Origin of the sequence: Haliscomenobacter sp. (assembly GCF_040403615.1) — a bacterium.
GTDB lineage: Bacteria > Bacteroidota > Bacteroidia > Chitinophagales > Saprospiraceae > Haliscomenobacter.
In genome coordinates, this window is record NZ_JBBAKG010000060.1 from 1 (window position 1) to 16,619 (window position 16,619).

13 protein-coding genes are annotated in these 16,619 nt (G+C 44.5%); 5 read left to right on the plus strand and 8 right to left on the minus strand.

What is annotated here, in order from left to right; genetic code table 11:
- Positions 1-51 precede the first annotated feature (51 nt).
- From ABW391_RS18370 to ABW391_RS18390, 5 genes are all read right to left on the minus strand, one after another.
- Positions 52-399, minus strand: coding sequence for a hypothetical protein (locus tag ABW391_RS18370; RefSeq protein ID WP_353483367.1), 348 nt, complete (start codon positions 397-399; stop codon positions 52-54).
- Positions 400-418: 19 nt separating this feature from the next.
- Positions 419-1,027 (minus strand): hypothetical protein, encoded by a 609-nt coding sequence (locus ABW391_RS18375; RefSeq protein ID WP_353483368.1) that lies wholly within the window; start codon positions 1,025-1,027, stop codon positions 419-421.
- A 371-nt stretch (positions 1,028-1,398) separates the two neighbouring features.
- Positions 1,399-2,517: a Fic family protein gene (locus ABW391_RS18380; RefSeq protein WP_353483369.1), complete on the minus strand. Its 1,119-nt coding sequence runs from the start codon at positions 2,515-2,517 to the stop codon at positions 1,399-1,401.
- A gap of 349 nt (positions 2,518-2,866) precedes the next feature.
- Positions 2,867-3,130, minus strand: coding sequence for a hypothetical protein (locus ABW391_RS18385; protein ID WP_353483370.1), 264 nt, complete (start codon positions 3,128-3,130; stop codon positions 2,867-2,869).
- A gap of 16 nt (positions 3,131-3,146) precedes the next feature.
- On the minus strand, positions 3,147-4,493 hold the full coding sequence (locus ABW391_RS18390; protein ID WP_353483371.1) for a DUF4407 domain-containing protein: 1,347 nt from the start codon (positions 4,491-4,493) through the stop codon (positions 3,147-3,149).
- 186 nt (positions 4,494-4,679) lie between these two features.
- On the opposite strand from ABW391_RS18390, the gene ABW391_RS18395 reads away from it, so the two are divergent.
- The 4 genes from ABW391_RS18395 (at position 4,680) to ABW391_RS18410 (ending at position 11,159) form a co-directional block, all read left to right on the plus strand.
- Positions 4,680-5,333 carry a response regulator transcription factor gene (locus ABW391_RS18395; protein ID WP_353483372.1) on the plus strand — a complete coding sequence of 218 codons (654 nt, stop codon included), beginning with the start codon at positions 4,680-4,682 and terminating at the stop codon, positions 5,331-5,333.
- Between the two features lie 83 nt (positions 5,334-5,416).
- Complete coding sequence (locus ABW391_RS18400; protein ID WP_353483373.1) at positions 5,417-6,475, plus strand: LysM peptidoglycan-binding domain-containing protein; 1,059 nt, start codon at positions 5,417-5,419, stop codon at positions 6,473-6,475.
- 432 nt (positions 6,476-6,907) lie between these two features.
- Entirely contained in the window at positions 6,908-10,276 is a 3,369-nt protein-coding gene (locus ABW391_RS18405) for a TonB-dependent receptor (protein WP_353483374.1), read from the plus strand.
- Between the two features lie 169 nt (positions 10,277-10,445).
- The gene (locus ABW391_RS18410) at positions 10,446-11,159 is read left to right on the plus strand and encodes a hypothetical protein (protein ID WP_353483375.1); all 714 of its coding nucleotides are present in this window, start codon (positions 10,446-10,448) and stop codon (positions 11,157-11,159) included.
- On the opposite strand, the gene ctlX is transcribed toward ABW391_RS18410, so the two are convergent.
- Genes ctlX through ABW391_RS18425 form a run of 3 tightly spaced genes read right to left on the minus strand, consistent with a single transcriptional unit; the run spans position 11,156 to position 14,605 of the window.
- On the minus strand, positions 11,156-12,124 hold the full coding sequence (gene ctlX / locus ABW391_RS18415) for a citrulline utilization hydrolase CtlX (protein WP_353483376.1): 969 nt from the start codon (positions 12,122-12,124) through the stop codon (positions 11,156-11,158). The two genes, ABW391_RS18410 and ctlX, sit on opposite strands and share 4 nt — an antisense overlap.
- Positions 12,114-12,470, minus strand: coding sequence for a 6-carboxytetrahydropterin synthase QueD (gene queD, locus ABW391_RS18420; protein ID WP_353483377.1), 357 nt, complete (start codon positions 12,468-12,470; stop codon positions 12,114-12,116). Before queD ends, ctlX begins: the two co-directional genes overlap by 11 nt.
- 56 nt (positions 12,471-12,526) lie before the next feature.
- Entirely contained in the window at positions 12,527-14,605 is a 2,079-nt protein-coding gene (locus tag ABW391_RS18425; protein WP_353483378.1) for a ComEA family DNA-binding protein, read from the minus strand.
- An 844-nt stretch (positions 14,606-15,449) separates the two neighbouring features.
- Here ABW391_RS18425 and ABW391_RS18430 point away from each other — a divergent pair.
- Positions 15,450-16,571, plus strand: a complete 1,122-nt coding sequence (locus ABW391_RS18430; RefSeq protein ID WP_353483379.1) for a porin — start codon at positions 15,450-15,452, stop codon at positions 16,569-16,571.
- Positions 16,572-16,619 lie beyond the last annotated feature (48 nt).

A 16,619-nucleotide genomic window follows, 5' to 3' on the forward strand; every position in this document is an offset into this window, starting at 1 on the left:
AATGCTAAACCGTATAGCCTGATTGGCAAAATAAAATTTTTAGACATGCTCTTAGAAACTGATGTATTTATCTTGTAACTCCTTTTCGGTTATCATTCCATTAGAAGAGGTATCTATAAGGATGGTATATTTAATTGATTGGTATCTACTTCTGCTAAAAGAACTGCTTATAAACAGGGCTGTATTTTTGCTAAGTAATTTACCTGCTCCTGCATTGAGAGAATAATAATACCTTGATGTTTCACCCCTTCCGCTAGTAATTTGAGATAGTTCTAATCCGTTGACTGTAAATCCGAAACCGCCCGTCATAAATGTTTGGCCCTTTTTAAATTGGGCATTCAGGTAAGAATAATTCCCTAAAAGGAATACAATCACTAGAATGAGGTTACTTTTTTGCATGGCTTTGTTGTTAAAATAGTTAGTTCGTTTGTTCTCTTTTAGGAAAATAATAGCGTAAGGTAAACGATGGAAAAAGCCTAAATTCTGCACGGTAAGAATGAGCATAAAAAGAACCTTTAAAATCGTAATTCTTTGATCGGGCATAAGTTAAGCTTCCAAAATCAGCTTCAAGAGCAAAGCGAGATCCAATCATATAATTTAGTAGTGGCGTTGCCCTGAGAAGTAAGTACTTGTCGGACATTTCTTTAGTGCCGTATCCCGATAGTCTCATTTCTGCCTCGAATTGAGTGATGAGATGGAATTTGGAGCCAATTGTTGAATAGTGTCGGATAAATGGGGCGAAAAAGACGTTGTTTAAGCCATTTTCATAGCCAAGATTATAAGCAAAAGGTAAGCCACATCCCACACTCCAGCGCGATGAAAGCATAATACCCAATTCTGGATTCACTTTGATCGTAGGAGATGATCCCGATTTAGTGAATTCAAAACTTCCGCCAACATAGACTTGTCCCTTTTGAATTTGTCCAGAAAGCTTGGTACAAAATCCAAATAAGAGAAGGAAAGCCCCAAGACATTTCAGTAGTTCGGGTAGGAATCTTGAAGGAATAAAAGGGTTTAAGCAATACATATTTTTTGAAATTGGGATAAAGCCTACTCAAGAACATGAGTGGTTTCTAAAAACCGAGCGCAAGATAACCGTATTTCTTAACTCGACTATGGTTTGTTAGTTTTTTTTAGAATGCCTTATTCAATTCTACCAAAGGCCGCACATCCACTGTTCATTCCGGAAAAAGTAAAATACAGGAAACCCCCACTCACTCAAACGCATAAGTTTCCTTAATTCCCGCCACTGCCACTGCCACCTTTGCCAATTCCGCATCGAAACATGGCCGGTTTACTACAGCGCACTCGGGTAGATTTTGGTAATAAGCGTTTGCGTCGGACAAATTGCCAAAAAGGATCGGAAGTAGAACAAACGTGGCGCTCCCACATCACCATTTATCCTCCCAACAGCTGATAACTACTACTCCTGCCCCCTGCTGCGGCTTTTTGCAAAATGTTTTTGTACAGTAAATCCTGGATGTCTCGCAAAGCGCTATCTGGAGAACATTTGGTCATTTTCGCCCATTTGGAGGAAGTCAGCTTGCCTTCAAAATCGCCTAATAATTTGTTGAGCATCAAAATCTGGCGTTCATTGAGTAGGGTAGTGGAATGCTTTTCCCAAAAACGGGCTTTAAACAGTACTTTTTCCAGTACAAGTTCCGCGCTTTGCAGGGCAGCCAAGAGGCAATCTAAAAACCAATCCAGCCATGCACTGATGTCCAGTGAGCCTTTCTGTGTTTTTTCGAGGATAGCATAGTAGCTTTTGCGTTGCAAACGAATCTGCCCCGACATGCTGTAGAAGCGCGCAGCGGTGCCCTCGGAGCGCGACAGTTGCAAATCGGCGATAGCACGGGCAATCCTCCCATTGCCATCGTCGAAGGGGTGAATGGTTACAAACCACAAATGAGCAACACCAGCCTTCAGGACAGAATCTACACTTGAATCGCGGTTAAACCAGTTGATGAACCCCTCCATCTCGGCCACTAGTCGAGCCGCTTCCGGTGCCTGGAAATGAATCTGTTCCCTCCCCAATGCACCCGAAACAACTTGCATTGGCCCGGTTTCGTCCTTTCGCCATTGGGCCACATTGATTTTATACATACCACTGCGTCCCGTGGGAAACAACCCCGCATGCCAGTCAAACAAACGCTCGGCGGAAAGTGGCGCTTGAGCATTTTGGGTTGAATCCAAAATCATTTCTACCACACCGTCAATGTTCCGATCTGCTGGCAACAGCCCGCCAATGTCCATCCCCAAGTGTCTGGCTATGGAAGAACGCACCAATTCCGGGTTGAGGAATTCTCCTTCAATTTCGCTTGATTTGATTACATCCAGTGTCAACGTGTCGAGTAGGGCTTCTTGTTTTAGCTCAAAACCAAGCATGCTCATTCGGCCAATTAAAACGCCTTGCAAATGACGCAAAGCGCTGAGTTTGGGCAACAACACATCAATGTCCCAATAGAATTCTGGCCAATCTTGAAGCTGGTGAATGTAGCGCAAATGATTTTTTTCCAAAAATAGAGGAATGCGGAGAAAAAGTCAATTAATCTCCGCAAAATTTGCGGAGATTAATTGACTGAACTTTCCAATCCCCAGCCCCTGGAAGGGGAGACCAGCTTACGTTAGGTCTATATTCTACCTTTTTTTGAGCAAAGGTAAGGTTTTGACTTACCGAAAATGTACTCCCCTTCCAGGGGTTTGGGGGTTGGCAACCTACGTAAACTGTTCACTATCAATGCCAAAATAAAGCATCTAAAGATGTGTATAATCGGTAGCCTTCCAGGGGCTGGGGGTTGGTTATTTCCGTAAGTGTCTAATTACCAATGCTATAATAAAGAATTTAAAGATGGGTATAATCGGCAACTCAAGGCAACGTATCCATCTTCACCCTTGCCAATGGTGCCACCTGCAAGGTCTTCAAGAAATTGGTATCTCTACGCAATGAATCGCGGTAGATGATCGAATCGCGGATCATTTTGGTTTCCCTTTCGTCCAGGGCCCGTCTTTGCTGGTCTACATTGAGGTAAAGCGTGCCGAGGGCAAACAGTACGCCAAGGTTGAGTACCACTAAAAAAATCAAAAACTGCTTGGCAAATGCATAAGCCTGATTGGGCTGATTATCTGACATGATGGTTGTTTTAAGTTTAAACGGTACGTTTGACCACGTACCCGATCAATAAATTGAGCAAAAAGAAAACCCAGACCCCTCCGGTCAAGTAAGCCCAGTCGCGGGTGAAGGCGACCAAAAAACCTGACTGCCCGAGGGAATAAAAACTGTAACGCAACCAGTCCAATCCATTGCGTGTCCACAATTGGCCTACCGGGTCGGGTTGGCCATCGTCTTTCTTGCCATAATCAAAAGGCGTATTGACGTTGAGGTATTGGCTGAGTTCGGCTTTCAACTCAGGAAAGGGGCCTTTTTTTTCCTGAATCGTTTCTTTTACCTTGTCCAGGCGGTGTTGCGCCATTTGATCCACATAAGCCTTGCGTACCAGGTCTTCCTGCGCCCTTTCGTAGGCCGGGAAGGAATTGGCGCTGCTCTCCTTTTCTTTTTCCAGCAAGCGGTCGTATTCGCCGGGGCGGGTGGAGGCTTTGAAAAATACCGGCAGGATGTCGACCAGCACAAAGAAAACGATCAAAAACCACTTGGTCCATTTGACCGAAGTACCGCCTACTGGTTTGGCTTCCAGGCGTTCCAGGGCTACCTCTCTGGCCAGGTAATTGTAGCTAAACTGATCGTTGAAACTTTTGAGTTTGGCCTCTCTTTCGCCTTGCAGTTTGGCAATTTCTTTGGTGTTGTCGCCAATTTTGGTATCGTTTTTGGCGCGCAAGGCTGCAATCTCCTCGTTGAGGTAGCTGATCTCTTCTTTGATTTCGCTGGCGCGTGGGCCGTATTGCTTCATGCCCGAGGTTGTACCACAATTCATGGTGGTATCTTTGCCGCTCATTTCAAAAAGCAGCAATTTTTCCTTGCAGGCGCGTTCTGCCAGTTTGACCTCCACTTCGCCTTTGAGTGTGGAGTCGCGCGAGCGTACTACATTTACAGTGTTTTCATACTGGGTATACAAGGCTTTTTCTCCTTCCTCTTTCATGGCAAAAAGCTCTTGTTCGAGGCTGTCGTCAAAAACCAGGAGTACTATTGGGTGGGAGACCAGTACCCCGATTCCAATAGAAAACAACAATCGGCTTAGAAAGAGGAAAGAAAACAGGTCTTTGCGCGGGCTATCGGATTTGCGAAAAGTGGAAACAATAAAGCGGTCGAAGGTGAATACGATCGCCGCCCAAATGATGCCTGCCCCAATATAAATGAATGGTCGGGGCGTCAAAGTAGACACCGCGTACATCATGGAAATCAGGCCCAGTACTGCGGGCACCAACACCAAACCGCCATAACCAGCGTGTTTGATGTGCTCGGAGCGGCCCGTTCGATCCAGGATTTCCCGGTCAGAACCTGCACTCCATACAAAAAAGTCGAATAGTAGTCCCTTCATTGAACAGTCGGATGATTGGGTTCAAAGAACGCCTTTTTCAGGAGACTCCAACACAATTTGGGACGAACCACAGGAAAAATGGGACAAACTTTGGTAAAAACCGCGACACTTATTTAAACATAGTCTAAATAAGTTTTGTGTGCTACCAAAAAAAGACTACCTTCGCCCTCGTTATTAAATAAAACCATGAAACAGCACTCCGTATTACTAGCAGACGAACAGCCTTTGGTTCGCTTGGCATTGCGCCAATTACTGAGTCAAAAGGAGCAGTACTTTGTAGTGGGCGAAGTAGGAAACGAAGAAGAGTTGATCGCCTCCCTTCGGATCAATCCCCCAGATCTGGTGGTAATGGACTACAGCCAATCAGACAATTTCCGTCCGGGTTCGGTTGCCAAAATCAGAAGCATCTCCCCACTTTCCAAGATTTTGATCATCAGTGCGGATACCCGCAAAGAAAACATTTTCCAGGTGTTGGAATTGGGCGTGACCAGTTTTTTGACCAAAACCTGCGGCACCAACGAAATTCTCGACGCTGCTCAGGCCACCCTCAAGGGGGATAAGTTCTTTTGCACCCGGGTTATCGATTTCTTGTTGGAAAAGTCCTTCGCCAAAGATACAGATGTCTCGTGCGCACCAACACTGCTGTCTAATCGGGAAATTGAAATTGTCCAGTTGTCGGCAAAGGGGCTGATTGCCAAAGAAATAGCAGATGTACTCAACCTGAGTACGCACACGATTTATACCCACAGAAAGAATATCATGAAAAAATTGCACATTAATTCCGCTTCGGAACTCGTGCTTTATGCGGTAAACAAAGGGCTGGTTCAAAATGAGATTTAGGCAATTGACAAAAGTCTAGCGCTAAAATGTTGTTTATTTGGCTGAAAAACCGCAAATTGCATTGATATTCAAAGCCAAAGAACATGAAAAAAAATAGCGCTACACTGTACATGCTGATTTTATTGCCAATCGGGCTCGCAGCTCAAAACTATATTGCACCTCCCCCTTTGCTGCCGAATCCCGCCCGAAATACATTCAGCAACCAATCCAATCAGGGGTATTATAACCCACAAAGCAATTCAAATCCGGCAACTTTCAATCAAAACATCAGAACCCACATCGTTCAGAAAGGAGAAAATCTTTCCCGCATTTCCCGCCTTTATTTGGTAAGTGTGGAAGATTTGAAAGCCTGGAACAACCTCAATTCGGACTTGATTGCTGCCGGAACAACGTTGAGTATTGGATGGCCAGGATCAAATGCCAGCAATGCCATCCCTGAGCAATACAATCAAATGAGTGCACGCGCAATCCCGGGATGGTTGAGCGGGGATCAAAGCCATGTATTAAAGGTAGGGGAGACCCTGGCCTCTGTTGCTGCCTATTACGGTTTTACAGTAGATCGGCTGCGATCAATGAACAATCTCGGTGCTAATGAGCTGGTTCAACCTGGTTTTGTGCTTAAAGTAAACCCTTGCGCAGACACCTACCTGGGCAATACCACGAATGCTTTTGGCAACCAGCCGCAAGAGACCACCAGCAAAGGAGTCAGTGAATCCCAAAATTACAAATCTCCGGTGCCCAGGACATATATACCCTTTGATCGTTTTGCCAATAGCAACAACCCTGGCATCAATACGCCCATACCTTATGGGTATCCCAACAATCCTGCGAACGCCAATGCATTGAACGGGGGCACCTATCGTCCTGAGGATCCCTACGACGCAAATCAGAACAGCAATCAGCTGCCTACTGGCTACAATTACACTACTTCAAATAGTGCCGTAGTACCAGGCTATCAGGCCAATGCCAATAATCAAAACCTGACTTTTGAAAATGGCCGCAGGGTCTATCTGGTTGGCAACTACGATACCATTGAAACCATCGCTGATGCCTACAATATGTCTGCCGATCGTTTACGGATCATCAATAACCTCGGCACATCAGATTTTGTAAGGCCTAACCAAAAATTGTATCTCGAGTAAATCTGCTCTTTCGCTCAGTGGCCATTTAAATCTAGTTAAAGAGCCACTGGGCTAATTCATTCCGTAAAACCATTAAAAACGATTGCCTGACTGTGCTTTGGAAAACACCAAAAGCGCAAGTCAAAAGCAATTTGGCATTGAATTTTTTTGGTTCAATTATCAGTGTTAAATTTATGTTAATTTTCTGAAACAGTGATCTTTCGCATTTTTTACAGGCACCTAAAAAATTTTTCGCTTAAAAATTGAAAAAAATTCCACTATAATTTCATAAAACAATATTTTTACAATAAAATTAACATAAGGAAATTTCATGTAACTAATTGGTTTTTAACCCAAAAACTAACATATAGTTAATATGGATTTCAAAACGGAAAGTTAATTTTGCGCTGTGATTTTTATTCTCACTCATTCATCACCAAATTCAACTAGTTTATGAAGCTTGCTAACCTGTTTAAAGCGCTTTGCACAGTGATAATTATCCTTGCAGCGCAATTGGGTGCATTTGCTCAGGTAACGACTTCTGCGATGACCGGTATCATTACCGACACCAAAGGAGAAGCCCTGATTGGCGCCAACGTGGTTGCAGTACACGTGCCTTCTGGTACATCTTACGGCGCCGCTACCGACCTGGACGGTTCTTTCCGTATGCCAGGTATGCGGGTAGGTGGCCCTTACAAAATTACGGTGACTTACACCGGGTTTTCCACTCAAGAGAAAGACGGTATCTACCTCAGCTTGGGTACTCCGGCCACCATCAACTTCGCTTTGGCTGACCAAGCGGTTTTGTTGGAGGATGTTGTGATCAGTGCTGGCAAAAACTCTATCTTCTCTAGCTCTCGTACAGGAGCAGCTGCACAATTTGACTCAAAAGCGGTCAACAGCTTGCCAACCATTGGCCGTACCATTGATGACATCACCAAGTACAACGCCTACAGCAACGGTCGCTCTTTTGCTGGCCAGGACGCCCGTTTCAACAACATTACCATCGACGGTTCTGTGTTCAACAACGGTTTTGGTTTGGGTGGATCTGCTCAGGCAGGTGGTCGTACAGGTACTACTGCGATTTCTTTGGACGCGGTAGAAGAAATACAGATAAACATCGCGCCATTTGACGTACGCCAGTCTGGCTTCGTGGGTGCAGGTATCAACGCGGTTACCCGTTCAGGTACCAACGAATTTTCTGGCTCGGTTTACCACATTTTCAGAAACAGTGACTACGTTGGAGATAAAGTGGATGGCATCACCCTTACCCCTAAACCGGTTATCGATGAAAAAACCATTGGTTTCCGTTTGGGTGGACCAATCGTTAAGAACAAGCTGTTTTTCTTTGGAAACTACGAGCAGTTTACTGGTACCACGCCAGCCTTGTCTTGGCAATTGAATAAACCTGGTGCAACTGGAAACGTATCTCGCGTTACTGAAGCCGATCTGCTGGATCTGAGCAGCTTCATGAAGACCAACTTCAACTACGACATGGGCTTGTTGGACAACTTCAACAACGACGTAACCAGTAAGAAATTTTTGGTTCGTTTGGATTACAACATCAGCCAGAAGCACAAGGCTTCTTTGCGTTACTCTCAACACGATTCTGAATCAGAGGTAGTAATCAGTGGCTCAAACAGCAGCAATACTGCCGGTAACGGTAACCGCCAAAACTCTGCACTGGCCATTTCTGCTGAAAACACTGGTTACCTGATCCAGGACAACACGCGTTCAGTAGCATTCGAATTGAACTCTGTTTTGAGCAGCAAAACTTCGAATAACTTTATTGCTACTTACAACAAGCAAATCGAAGACCGTAGATACAGAACGGAGATATTCCCAACTGTAGACATCCTGAAAGACGGAACGACCTACACCACTGTAGGTTTTGATCCGTTTACGCCCAACAACAAATTGAACTACAGCACGTTTAACGTCACCAACAACTTCAACATTTCTGCCAAGAAGCACTACTTCACTTTGGGTGCTGCTTTCGAATACTTCGAGTCCAACAACGTATTCTTCCCTTCTTCTAATGGCGTATACGTTTACAACTCAATTGCTGACTTCAAGACTGCGGCCTTGGCGTTCAAAAACAACCCATCCGCCACTACTTCACCGGTTGCTTTCAACCGTTACAACTTGCGCTATTCTTTGTTGCCAGGTGGTATCGAACCATTGCAAACCTTGAAAGTGTCTACTTACAGTGCTTATGTACAAGATGAATTCCAAGTTTCAAAGCGCTTTAAGTTGATTTATGGCGTACGTGGAGATGTTTTCTCTTACAACAACGCTACTGCTGCTGACTTCTTCAACCCTGTCGTTGCTGGTTTGAACTTTAGAGACGAAGATGGCAACACCCTGAAAGTAAACACCGCAGCGTTCCCTAAAACAGCATTGTTGCTTTCTCCACGTTTGGGCTTCAACCTGGATGTAAAAGGAGATCAAAAAACTCAAGTTCGTGGTGGTACGGGGATCTTCGTATCTCGTATCCCACAGGTATTGGTTTCCAACCAGTTGGGCAACAACGGTGTAAACACTGCCTTGATCAACGTAACCGGTGCTGCTACCACTGCCTATCCATTTACGACCGATCCTAGCCGCTTTGCTCCTGCAAGCACCGATATCACCAAGTTGCCTCCTTACGTAATCAACGCTTCTAAGGAAGACCTGAAATACCCTGTATCCTGGAAATCTAACTTGGCTATCGACCAGAAACTGCCTTTTGGCTTGATTGGTACGCTTGAAGGTATCTACAACAAAACCCTGCAAGGCTTGCGTTACATTGATGCCAACTTGAAAGGACCAGATCGTACTTTGGCTGGTGCAGATACTCGTGGTCGTTTCCCTGCATCTGGTGTAGCCAGCACAGGATCAGGTGCTGCCAATACCGTGGCAATTGCCCGTTTCATCAACCCAACCATTTCTAACGCCTTCATCCTGGCCAACACCAATGAAGGTTATGCTTACTCCTTAACTGCTAAGTTGGAAAAACCAGCAACCAAAGGATTTGGCGGGATGATTGGTTATACCTACAGCAAAGCAACCGACTTGCAATCAGTAGGTAGTACAGTACAAGCCAACGCTCCAACTGTAGGTGGTCAAAACTACCTGGAAGCTGGCTTTTCTGACAATGATTTGCGCAGCCGTTTTGTAGGTTATTTGAGCTACCGCCTCAACTATGGTGGTAAGTTTGGTGGCGCAACTGAATTCACTTTGGGTATGGTGGCTGCTACAGGATCAAAAATCAACTACATCTACGGAAACGACCTGAATGGTGACGGTCAGAACAACGACCTGATTTTTGTTCCTAACAAAGCAACTGATCTTACCTTCGCACCTATTACAACCGGTTCTGGTGCTACCCTGGTGACTCTATTCACTCCTGCACAGCAACAAGCTGCATTTGACAATTTCATCGAAGCTGATGATTACTTGAAAACGCGCCGTGGTCAGTACGCTGAGCGCAATGGTGGTTATTTGCCATCATTGACTCGTTTGGACTTCACCGTTATGCAGGAAATCTACATCAAAATCGGTGGCAAGAAAAACACCTTCCAGTTCAGAGCGGACATCCTTAACTTTGGCAACATGCTGAATGATGCCTGGGGTGTAGGTAACTCCATTACTTCTGGTAACTTCAGCTCTGCCAACCCACTTACTGTAGCCAGCGTTGCTGCAGATGGTACTCCAAGTTTGCGTATGGCTACTCGTGTAGTAAATGGCCAAACCATCCTGTTGGACACACCATTTGTAAAAAGCATCAGTTTGGGTAGCGTTTGGCAGGCTCAGTTGGGTGTACGTTACATCTTCAACTAATCTTGATCGAATCAATCCAATTTTGGATAGTTGACATAATGTCTATAAAAAGGGGCTGCTTCCATCTGGGAGCAGCCCTTTCTTTTTGTGTGTACCGGGTTTAAATAAATACAAATAATTTATTTGACTTTATTTTGAAATATTTCGTAACTTTGTTGAAATTACAATTATGGAAAGAATAGACAGAATTGAAAAAGCCATTGAGGAATTGGTGGCGGCACAAAAAGCTAGGGAAGTACAATTGGCCAAAACGGACGCGCAGTTAGCTGAAACGGATGCACAGTTGGCTAGAACCGATGCGCAATTAGCGAAAACGGATGCACAATTAGCGAAAACGGATGCACAATTGGCTGAAACGGATGTACAGTTGCTTGAGTTAAAGGAATATCTCAAAGAAAGTTACGCCCGAGCTGAGATCGGAATGGCTGAGTTGCGCGAATCCCAAAAAGAAATGCAGCGACAATTGGGCGGTATTGGCAATACCAATGGTGAATTCGCGGAAAACTTTTTTTATTCGTCCCTACAGCAGAAAATGGAATTGGGTGGAGTCAAATTCGACCACATTGAAAGAAACGTAAAAGGCAGATTTAGAAACCTGACCGATGAGTTCGACATCGTATTATACAATGGAGATAGTGTTGGAATCTTGGAAGTCAAAAACAACGTTAAGTCCTCCAATATCAAACAACTGATGACGACAAAGCTTCAAAATTTCAAAACGCTCAATCCCGGATATGCCGATGCCAAAATTTACCTGGGCATAGCGGGTTTTACCTTTGAAAACGCAGACGTTAAAAAAGAAGCCAAAGCAGCAGGATTTGCAGTTTTAGAGGTACAAGGTGATCACCATGAGGCTGACACCTCAAGTATGAAAGCCTACTAAGACCGTTTTGGCAAAAACACTTCCGCCATCATACACCTTGCACTACCCCCACCATAAGTTTCAATGGTTTTGATCGGACTGTGTAAAATCCGGGTATGTTTTTCAATTAGCTCAATTTGTTGAGGCCGTAAAGCTTCGTAAGCTTGAGTCGACATCACCAAAAAGGTTTGCCCCGTCGTATTTCGCACTTGCAGCATATTGCCCGCAAAAGATTGCATTTGATCCAAACTCAAATCAATTACCTCTTTGTCTGTTACCTTAAAAAGTGCCTCCAAATCCGCTTTTTCTTGAGGATCACGGATGCTGTCCATTACAATCACCACGAAAGTTTCACCCATTGCCATCATCACGTTGGTGTGGTAGATGTCCTGACCTTGTTCGTCAACAGCATGAAAAACTACTGGCGTATACCCCGTAATTTGCCCAAATTCCTCCAATAGTTCCGGATCTGTGCGCGGACTCAGGCAGGCGTATACCAGCCGATTGGGCCGATCCAAAATCATGCTGCCGGTACCTTCCAAAAACCGATTTTCAGCCTCATAGCCTTCCATGCGGACGTGGTTGGATATGGCGTAGGATTTGGCAAGGTCATTGAGTACATCCTCCCGGCGCTCCAGGCGGCGTTTGGACGCGTACATGGGGTAGGTAATGATGAGTCCGTCCTGGTGAAAAGTGACCCAATTATTGGGAAAAACAGCATCAGGGGTGAGCGGTTCTGACGTATCCTCTACAACGATGACATTGATACCCGCTGCGCGAAGCTGGAGCACAAAGGCATCAAATTCAGCTTTGGCTTTTTCCTGGATTTCAATCTGGCTCAAACTTTGGTCATTGACCTGAAATGCATTATTCGCCGCAGTTTCTTCATTGAAACCAAAGTGAGCAGGGCGTACCATCAGAATGGTATCTGTTGTTTGTTGAATGTTTTCCATAGTCAATGTGAGGCTTCCGTAGTCATTTGCCATAATAAATTACTCCAGTTATGGGCGTTTCTTTTACTTCAATGGACTTGAGCAAAGGTAACTGAGGCTTCAATCGATTCCAAATCCAAACGGCAATGACTTCTGCGGTTGGATTTTCCAAGCCCGGAATATCATTGAGCATTTTATGATCCAGGATCTTTTCGAGTGGCTTCCAGGCGTTTTTTACGTCAGCAAAATCCACAACCCAACCCAAATGCGGATCTAAAGGCCCTTCCAAAAGAATTTTTACGTAGTAGGTATGCCCGTGCATGTGGGCACATTTGTGACCAGCAGGTACGTTTGGCAAAAAATGCGCCGAGTCAAAGCTGAATTCTTTATAAAGCTCCATTTCTTTTTTTTGAACCGCAAATATAAAGAAGAGTAAAGAAGATAAACGACCAAAACCTAAAACACATACTTGATCTGTGCACTGACCTGCGTTTTTCTTTGGCCGTTTATGGCCTCCAATCCACTTCCTATCTCCGTTTGATTGGACCAAAAGGTTTGCGAAAAACGGGCTTCCAGAGTCAATGGGGAGATGGGGCGATAGCGCAAATTGAGGTAAAAACGCGATCCTCGGTTGTAATACGGCGGAATCGAAAAGGTATTGAGCAGGTCGTTTTCGTAGTAATAAAAGCGAACATTGTAACTATCGGTGTCAAATAGGGCAAAACGGCTGGAAAAAGACAGTGGGAAACCGATCGGTTGAAAAATGACATCTTGCATCACCACAAACCCAAACTCTCGTGGCCCAACTGCATCGTCCCAATACCCCCAATCTGCCCGCGTCCGCAATTCCAGCGCCTTGCTGACTTGATTGCTCACATAAGCCCGCAACTGAACCAAACGGGTAGGCGAAAGAAAATTGTAAGCGGTGGCATTCTCAAAGGTATTTTGCTCTTTGTTTTCCTGGCGCAACTCCACAAAAGCCCGCATTCGGCGCCGTTTTTCATAGGTTAGCCGCAACCGCCACTCTGTACCTCGGGAAGGGGCATCTGCCTGAAAACGCAGCCAGGGATGCCGCCATACATCGTAATACGCATTGACTGTCCAACCTGTTTTGGGGCGCATTTCCAGCCCCATGTACAATCCCTCTTCATTGCGGGCGCCATCGGTTTCTCCAAAAGGAGATGCGCCCAATGCCTGGTAATTGCGCGGATAATGACGGTACACAACAGCTGCATCCAGCTTTCGATCCAGCGTCATCAACAAACCATTGATGGTGGCCATGGCACCATTGTTGCTATAGGCCGTCTCTCCAAAAGCATTGAGATTGCCCCAGCGGGCGGAGTAGTCTATGCTGGTATTGAACAAGGATTGACCCTGAAAATAAAAGCGATTGTAAGGTTGTGCATTGATGGTAAGCGCTTTATCGAAACGGTGGTATACGCTATTCACGCCCAAATGGTATCCATTTTTGTTGTATTGAAAAGACAAGCCACCCAGGTTTTGGCGGACGGTATTTTTGTCCTCAATTTCGCGTAAAGTACGGTGAAAACCTGCATCAATAAATGAACTAAACCCGCCGATATCATTATTCAAGGTATCCGTTCCGGTAAGATTGCCATCGCGCAGTCGACTGGAAGCGAAAGCAGTGACTTCCAGATTGGAGGTAAGCGCATAAGTTATGCCCGCCCCCCGCAAATAATTGGCTTCATTGGCAGATGCATAGGGCCGGAGACTGCGGGCATTGCGTTTAACCAAGGTAGAGTATGCACTTTTTCCCGAGCTGAAGCCCGAGAAGAGAATTAAACCTTGCCCAAAACTGGCATTGAAATCGCCCAATGCCAATGATTTCAAGCGCTTGCGGTAGTTGTTTAAAAAGAAATGAGCAGAATAAAAGTCAAACCCTTTTTGGTTGTTGCCTTTAAAAAAAGCTTCCCCCCGGTCTTTTTCTGCGGTGATCCCAAAGCTTAATCGATTGTAATAGGTATGCCGCCAGCGTAAAAACAACTGATTGGGATCACCCTGATATGACTGTGGCGATTCTGGATTGAGGTAACCAGCTTGCTCTTCCAAAATACGCGACCAGCGTAATTGAATTTCATTGCGGCCATCGCTGGCCATTTCTTTTAGCGAAGCCTGAAAATCGTCCAGGTCGCCTCCGGTTGTGACATAAGGCAAAATCCGGCGAATCAAGGGCAAATCAAAACCTGGTATGACTTGAAGCTCGTATGGTGCAAGCAACGCGCCTGCTTGCTTGCGGTATTGCATCAAGTTGTTGATCTGAATATCATTCAATAATCCAAATTCCCGCAAATCAGATTCGTCGCAACGGTTCAAATTCAAAGGGCGCTTCCGGTAAATTTCCAAAAGATCGTATTGGGCATTGATATCAAAGTCTCCAGATTCACCGCCACTGTTTTGTAAATAGTCTTCCAGCAAATCAGTTGGAATGGGGTCAGTTACGACAGTGTCTGGCCGTTGGGCAAGCAGGTGCATGCCCCAACACAGGGATAGGAAGAAGGCAATTGTTTGGCGCATATGCAATGGCTATATAAGACCATTCAAGATAAGCAGATAATTCGAGCATCAAGCGATTAAATAGAGATTTTTAATCCTTTGATGGTTGAAAAGCAAATTTTTTACGTTGAATTCACTTATTTTTAACAAAAAAGTATGCTTTTTAAAGTTTTGGACGTAAAAGGATGTATTTTGATTAATCAATTGAAAATCAATTTTTTATACGACATACTTTCACGATTAATAGGTGCTAGCTATAACATTGAATGTAAAAAATAAGTAGGCTTGGCCGGAATGAGCTGTTACTTTTACATTAACAAATGAAACCAAGGTCAACAGACCAAAACCAAAACAAGAAAAACGCATCGTTATACGGCCCCGGTTATTGAAGAAATTACCCCATCCTGCCCTTAGCCAAATTCTACCACAGCAAAACAAATATTGATTGTGCATTTACTTGTGTGGGCTTGTAAATGAATGCAAGCAATGCTTTTTTCTTCGTTACCGGATCGAAGAGGGAGTTCAATGCAGTCAAGCAATGGGCATTTACACCGGAATTTCAACTAAAGCTATTTTTTAACTTTCGCGATGACCTTGATAAGGTCTGTCCTAAAAATAAAAAAGGCCTCCGAGATTTGTGGGAAATCTGGAAGCCTGCGAAAGAAAACGGTAATCCATTTTCAACTAAAGCTGAGCAAAGGTAAAACATCTTGCGCATTTTCTCAAAAGAATTTTGAGGAGATGAGAATGGATTATCAGCATCTAATTTTTGCCATGCTGGCATTATTGGTTGCTTTTCCCCACAATTCACGGATTTCGTGGATTTAGGACGCTTTTTCATTCTCTAACCCTCAAATATTTAAACATGAGACTTCTTTACAGTGCATTATGTCTAGTTTTTTTTGTTTCTCTCGCAAATTTAACTTTTGCTCAAGATTCTGAAGTATTGAATGAGGCTTTGGTCTCCCGCTTCAAGCAGCGTTGGAGTAAATTGCCCAAAGACTCAGTTGCAGCACCCCTTACCATTAGAGGAGCTGTAGATGCTTATTACATGTCAGGGAATGCTCCTTTGCGGACTAGCTTTACCCCAGGGTCAAATAACGCTTTTTCCCTAGGTATGGCGAACGTGATCTTCACAAAGGAAGGAAAAGTAGGTTTTTGTGCTGACATCGCTTTCGGTCCGCGTGCCGAAGGTGCCAACATCGGTTTTGATGTAAATGGCAACACACTGACCTTGATCAAGCAGTTGTACGTGACTTATTCTCCCTTTGAAGCGCTGAAGTTCACTATGGGGAATTTCAGTACTTTCTACGGATACGAGGTGATTGATGCGCCGTTGAATGTCAATTACAGCACATCGTACTTGTTTTCCAACGGCCCCTTCTTTCACACGGGCATCAAGGCAAACGTTGCACTTTCTGACAAGTTTGGCGCAATGATTGGGGTATTTGGTGATACCGATACCAAGATTGAAAAAACCAAAGGCAAACACGTTGGGGCCCAGCTTTCTTATCTCAACGGAAAATTGTCTGCATATTTTAACTATCTCGGAGGTCGCTTTGCTGAAAAGACAGAAACTACACCCGAAATCATGAGTAACCAGGTTGACCTTACGGCTACTTTTCAGGCAACTGAAAAATTTGGACTGGGATTGAACGTGGCTCAACGGATTTTAACTGATGGAGATGGAAACGACGCAACCTGGGGTGGTGCCGCACTTTACGCCAAGTATGCTTTCAGCGATTCCTTCCTGTTCGGCTTCCGTGCTGAATCAATCAGTGACAATGATGGTTTCCTTTATGGTGAGAAAGACAACAGCATCCTGGCATTGACTTTTTCAGGCAATATCACCATCGCTGGTAACTTGAAATTGATTCCAGAATTGCGATTCGACAATGCCAAAGCCAAAGGCACCTTTACTTCTTATGACAGTGAAGCACTTAAAGCCAGTCAAGTATTTATACTGGCTGCAGTATACAACTTCTAACTCAATTTTTTTTTGAGATAGACAGGGTGCTCAAAAGAACTACTGCTT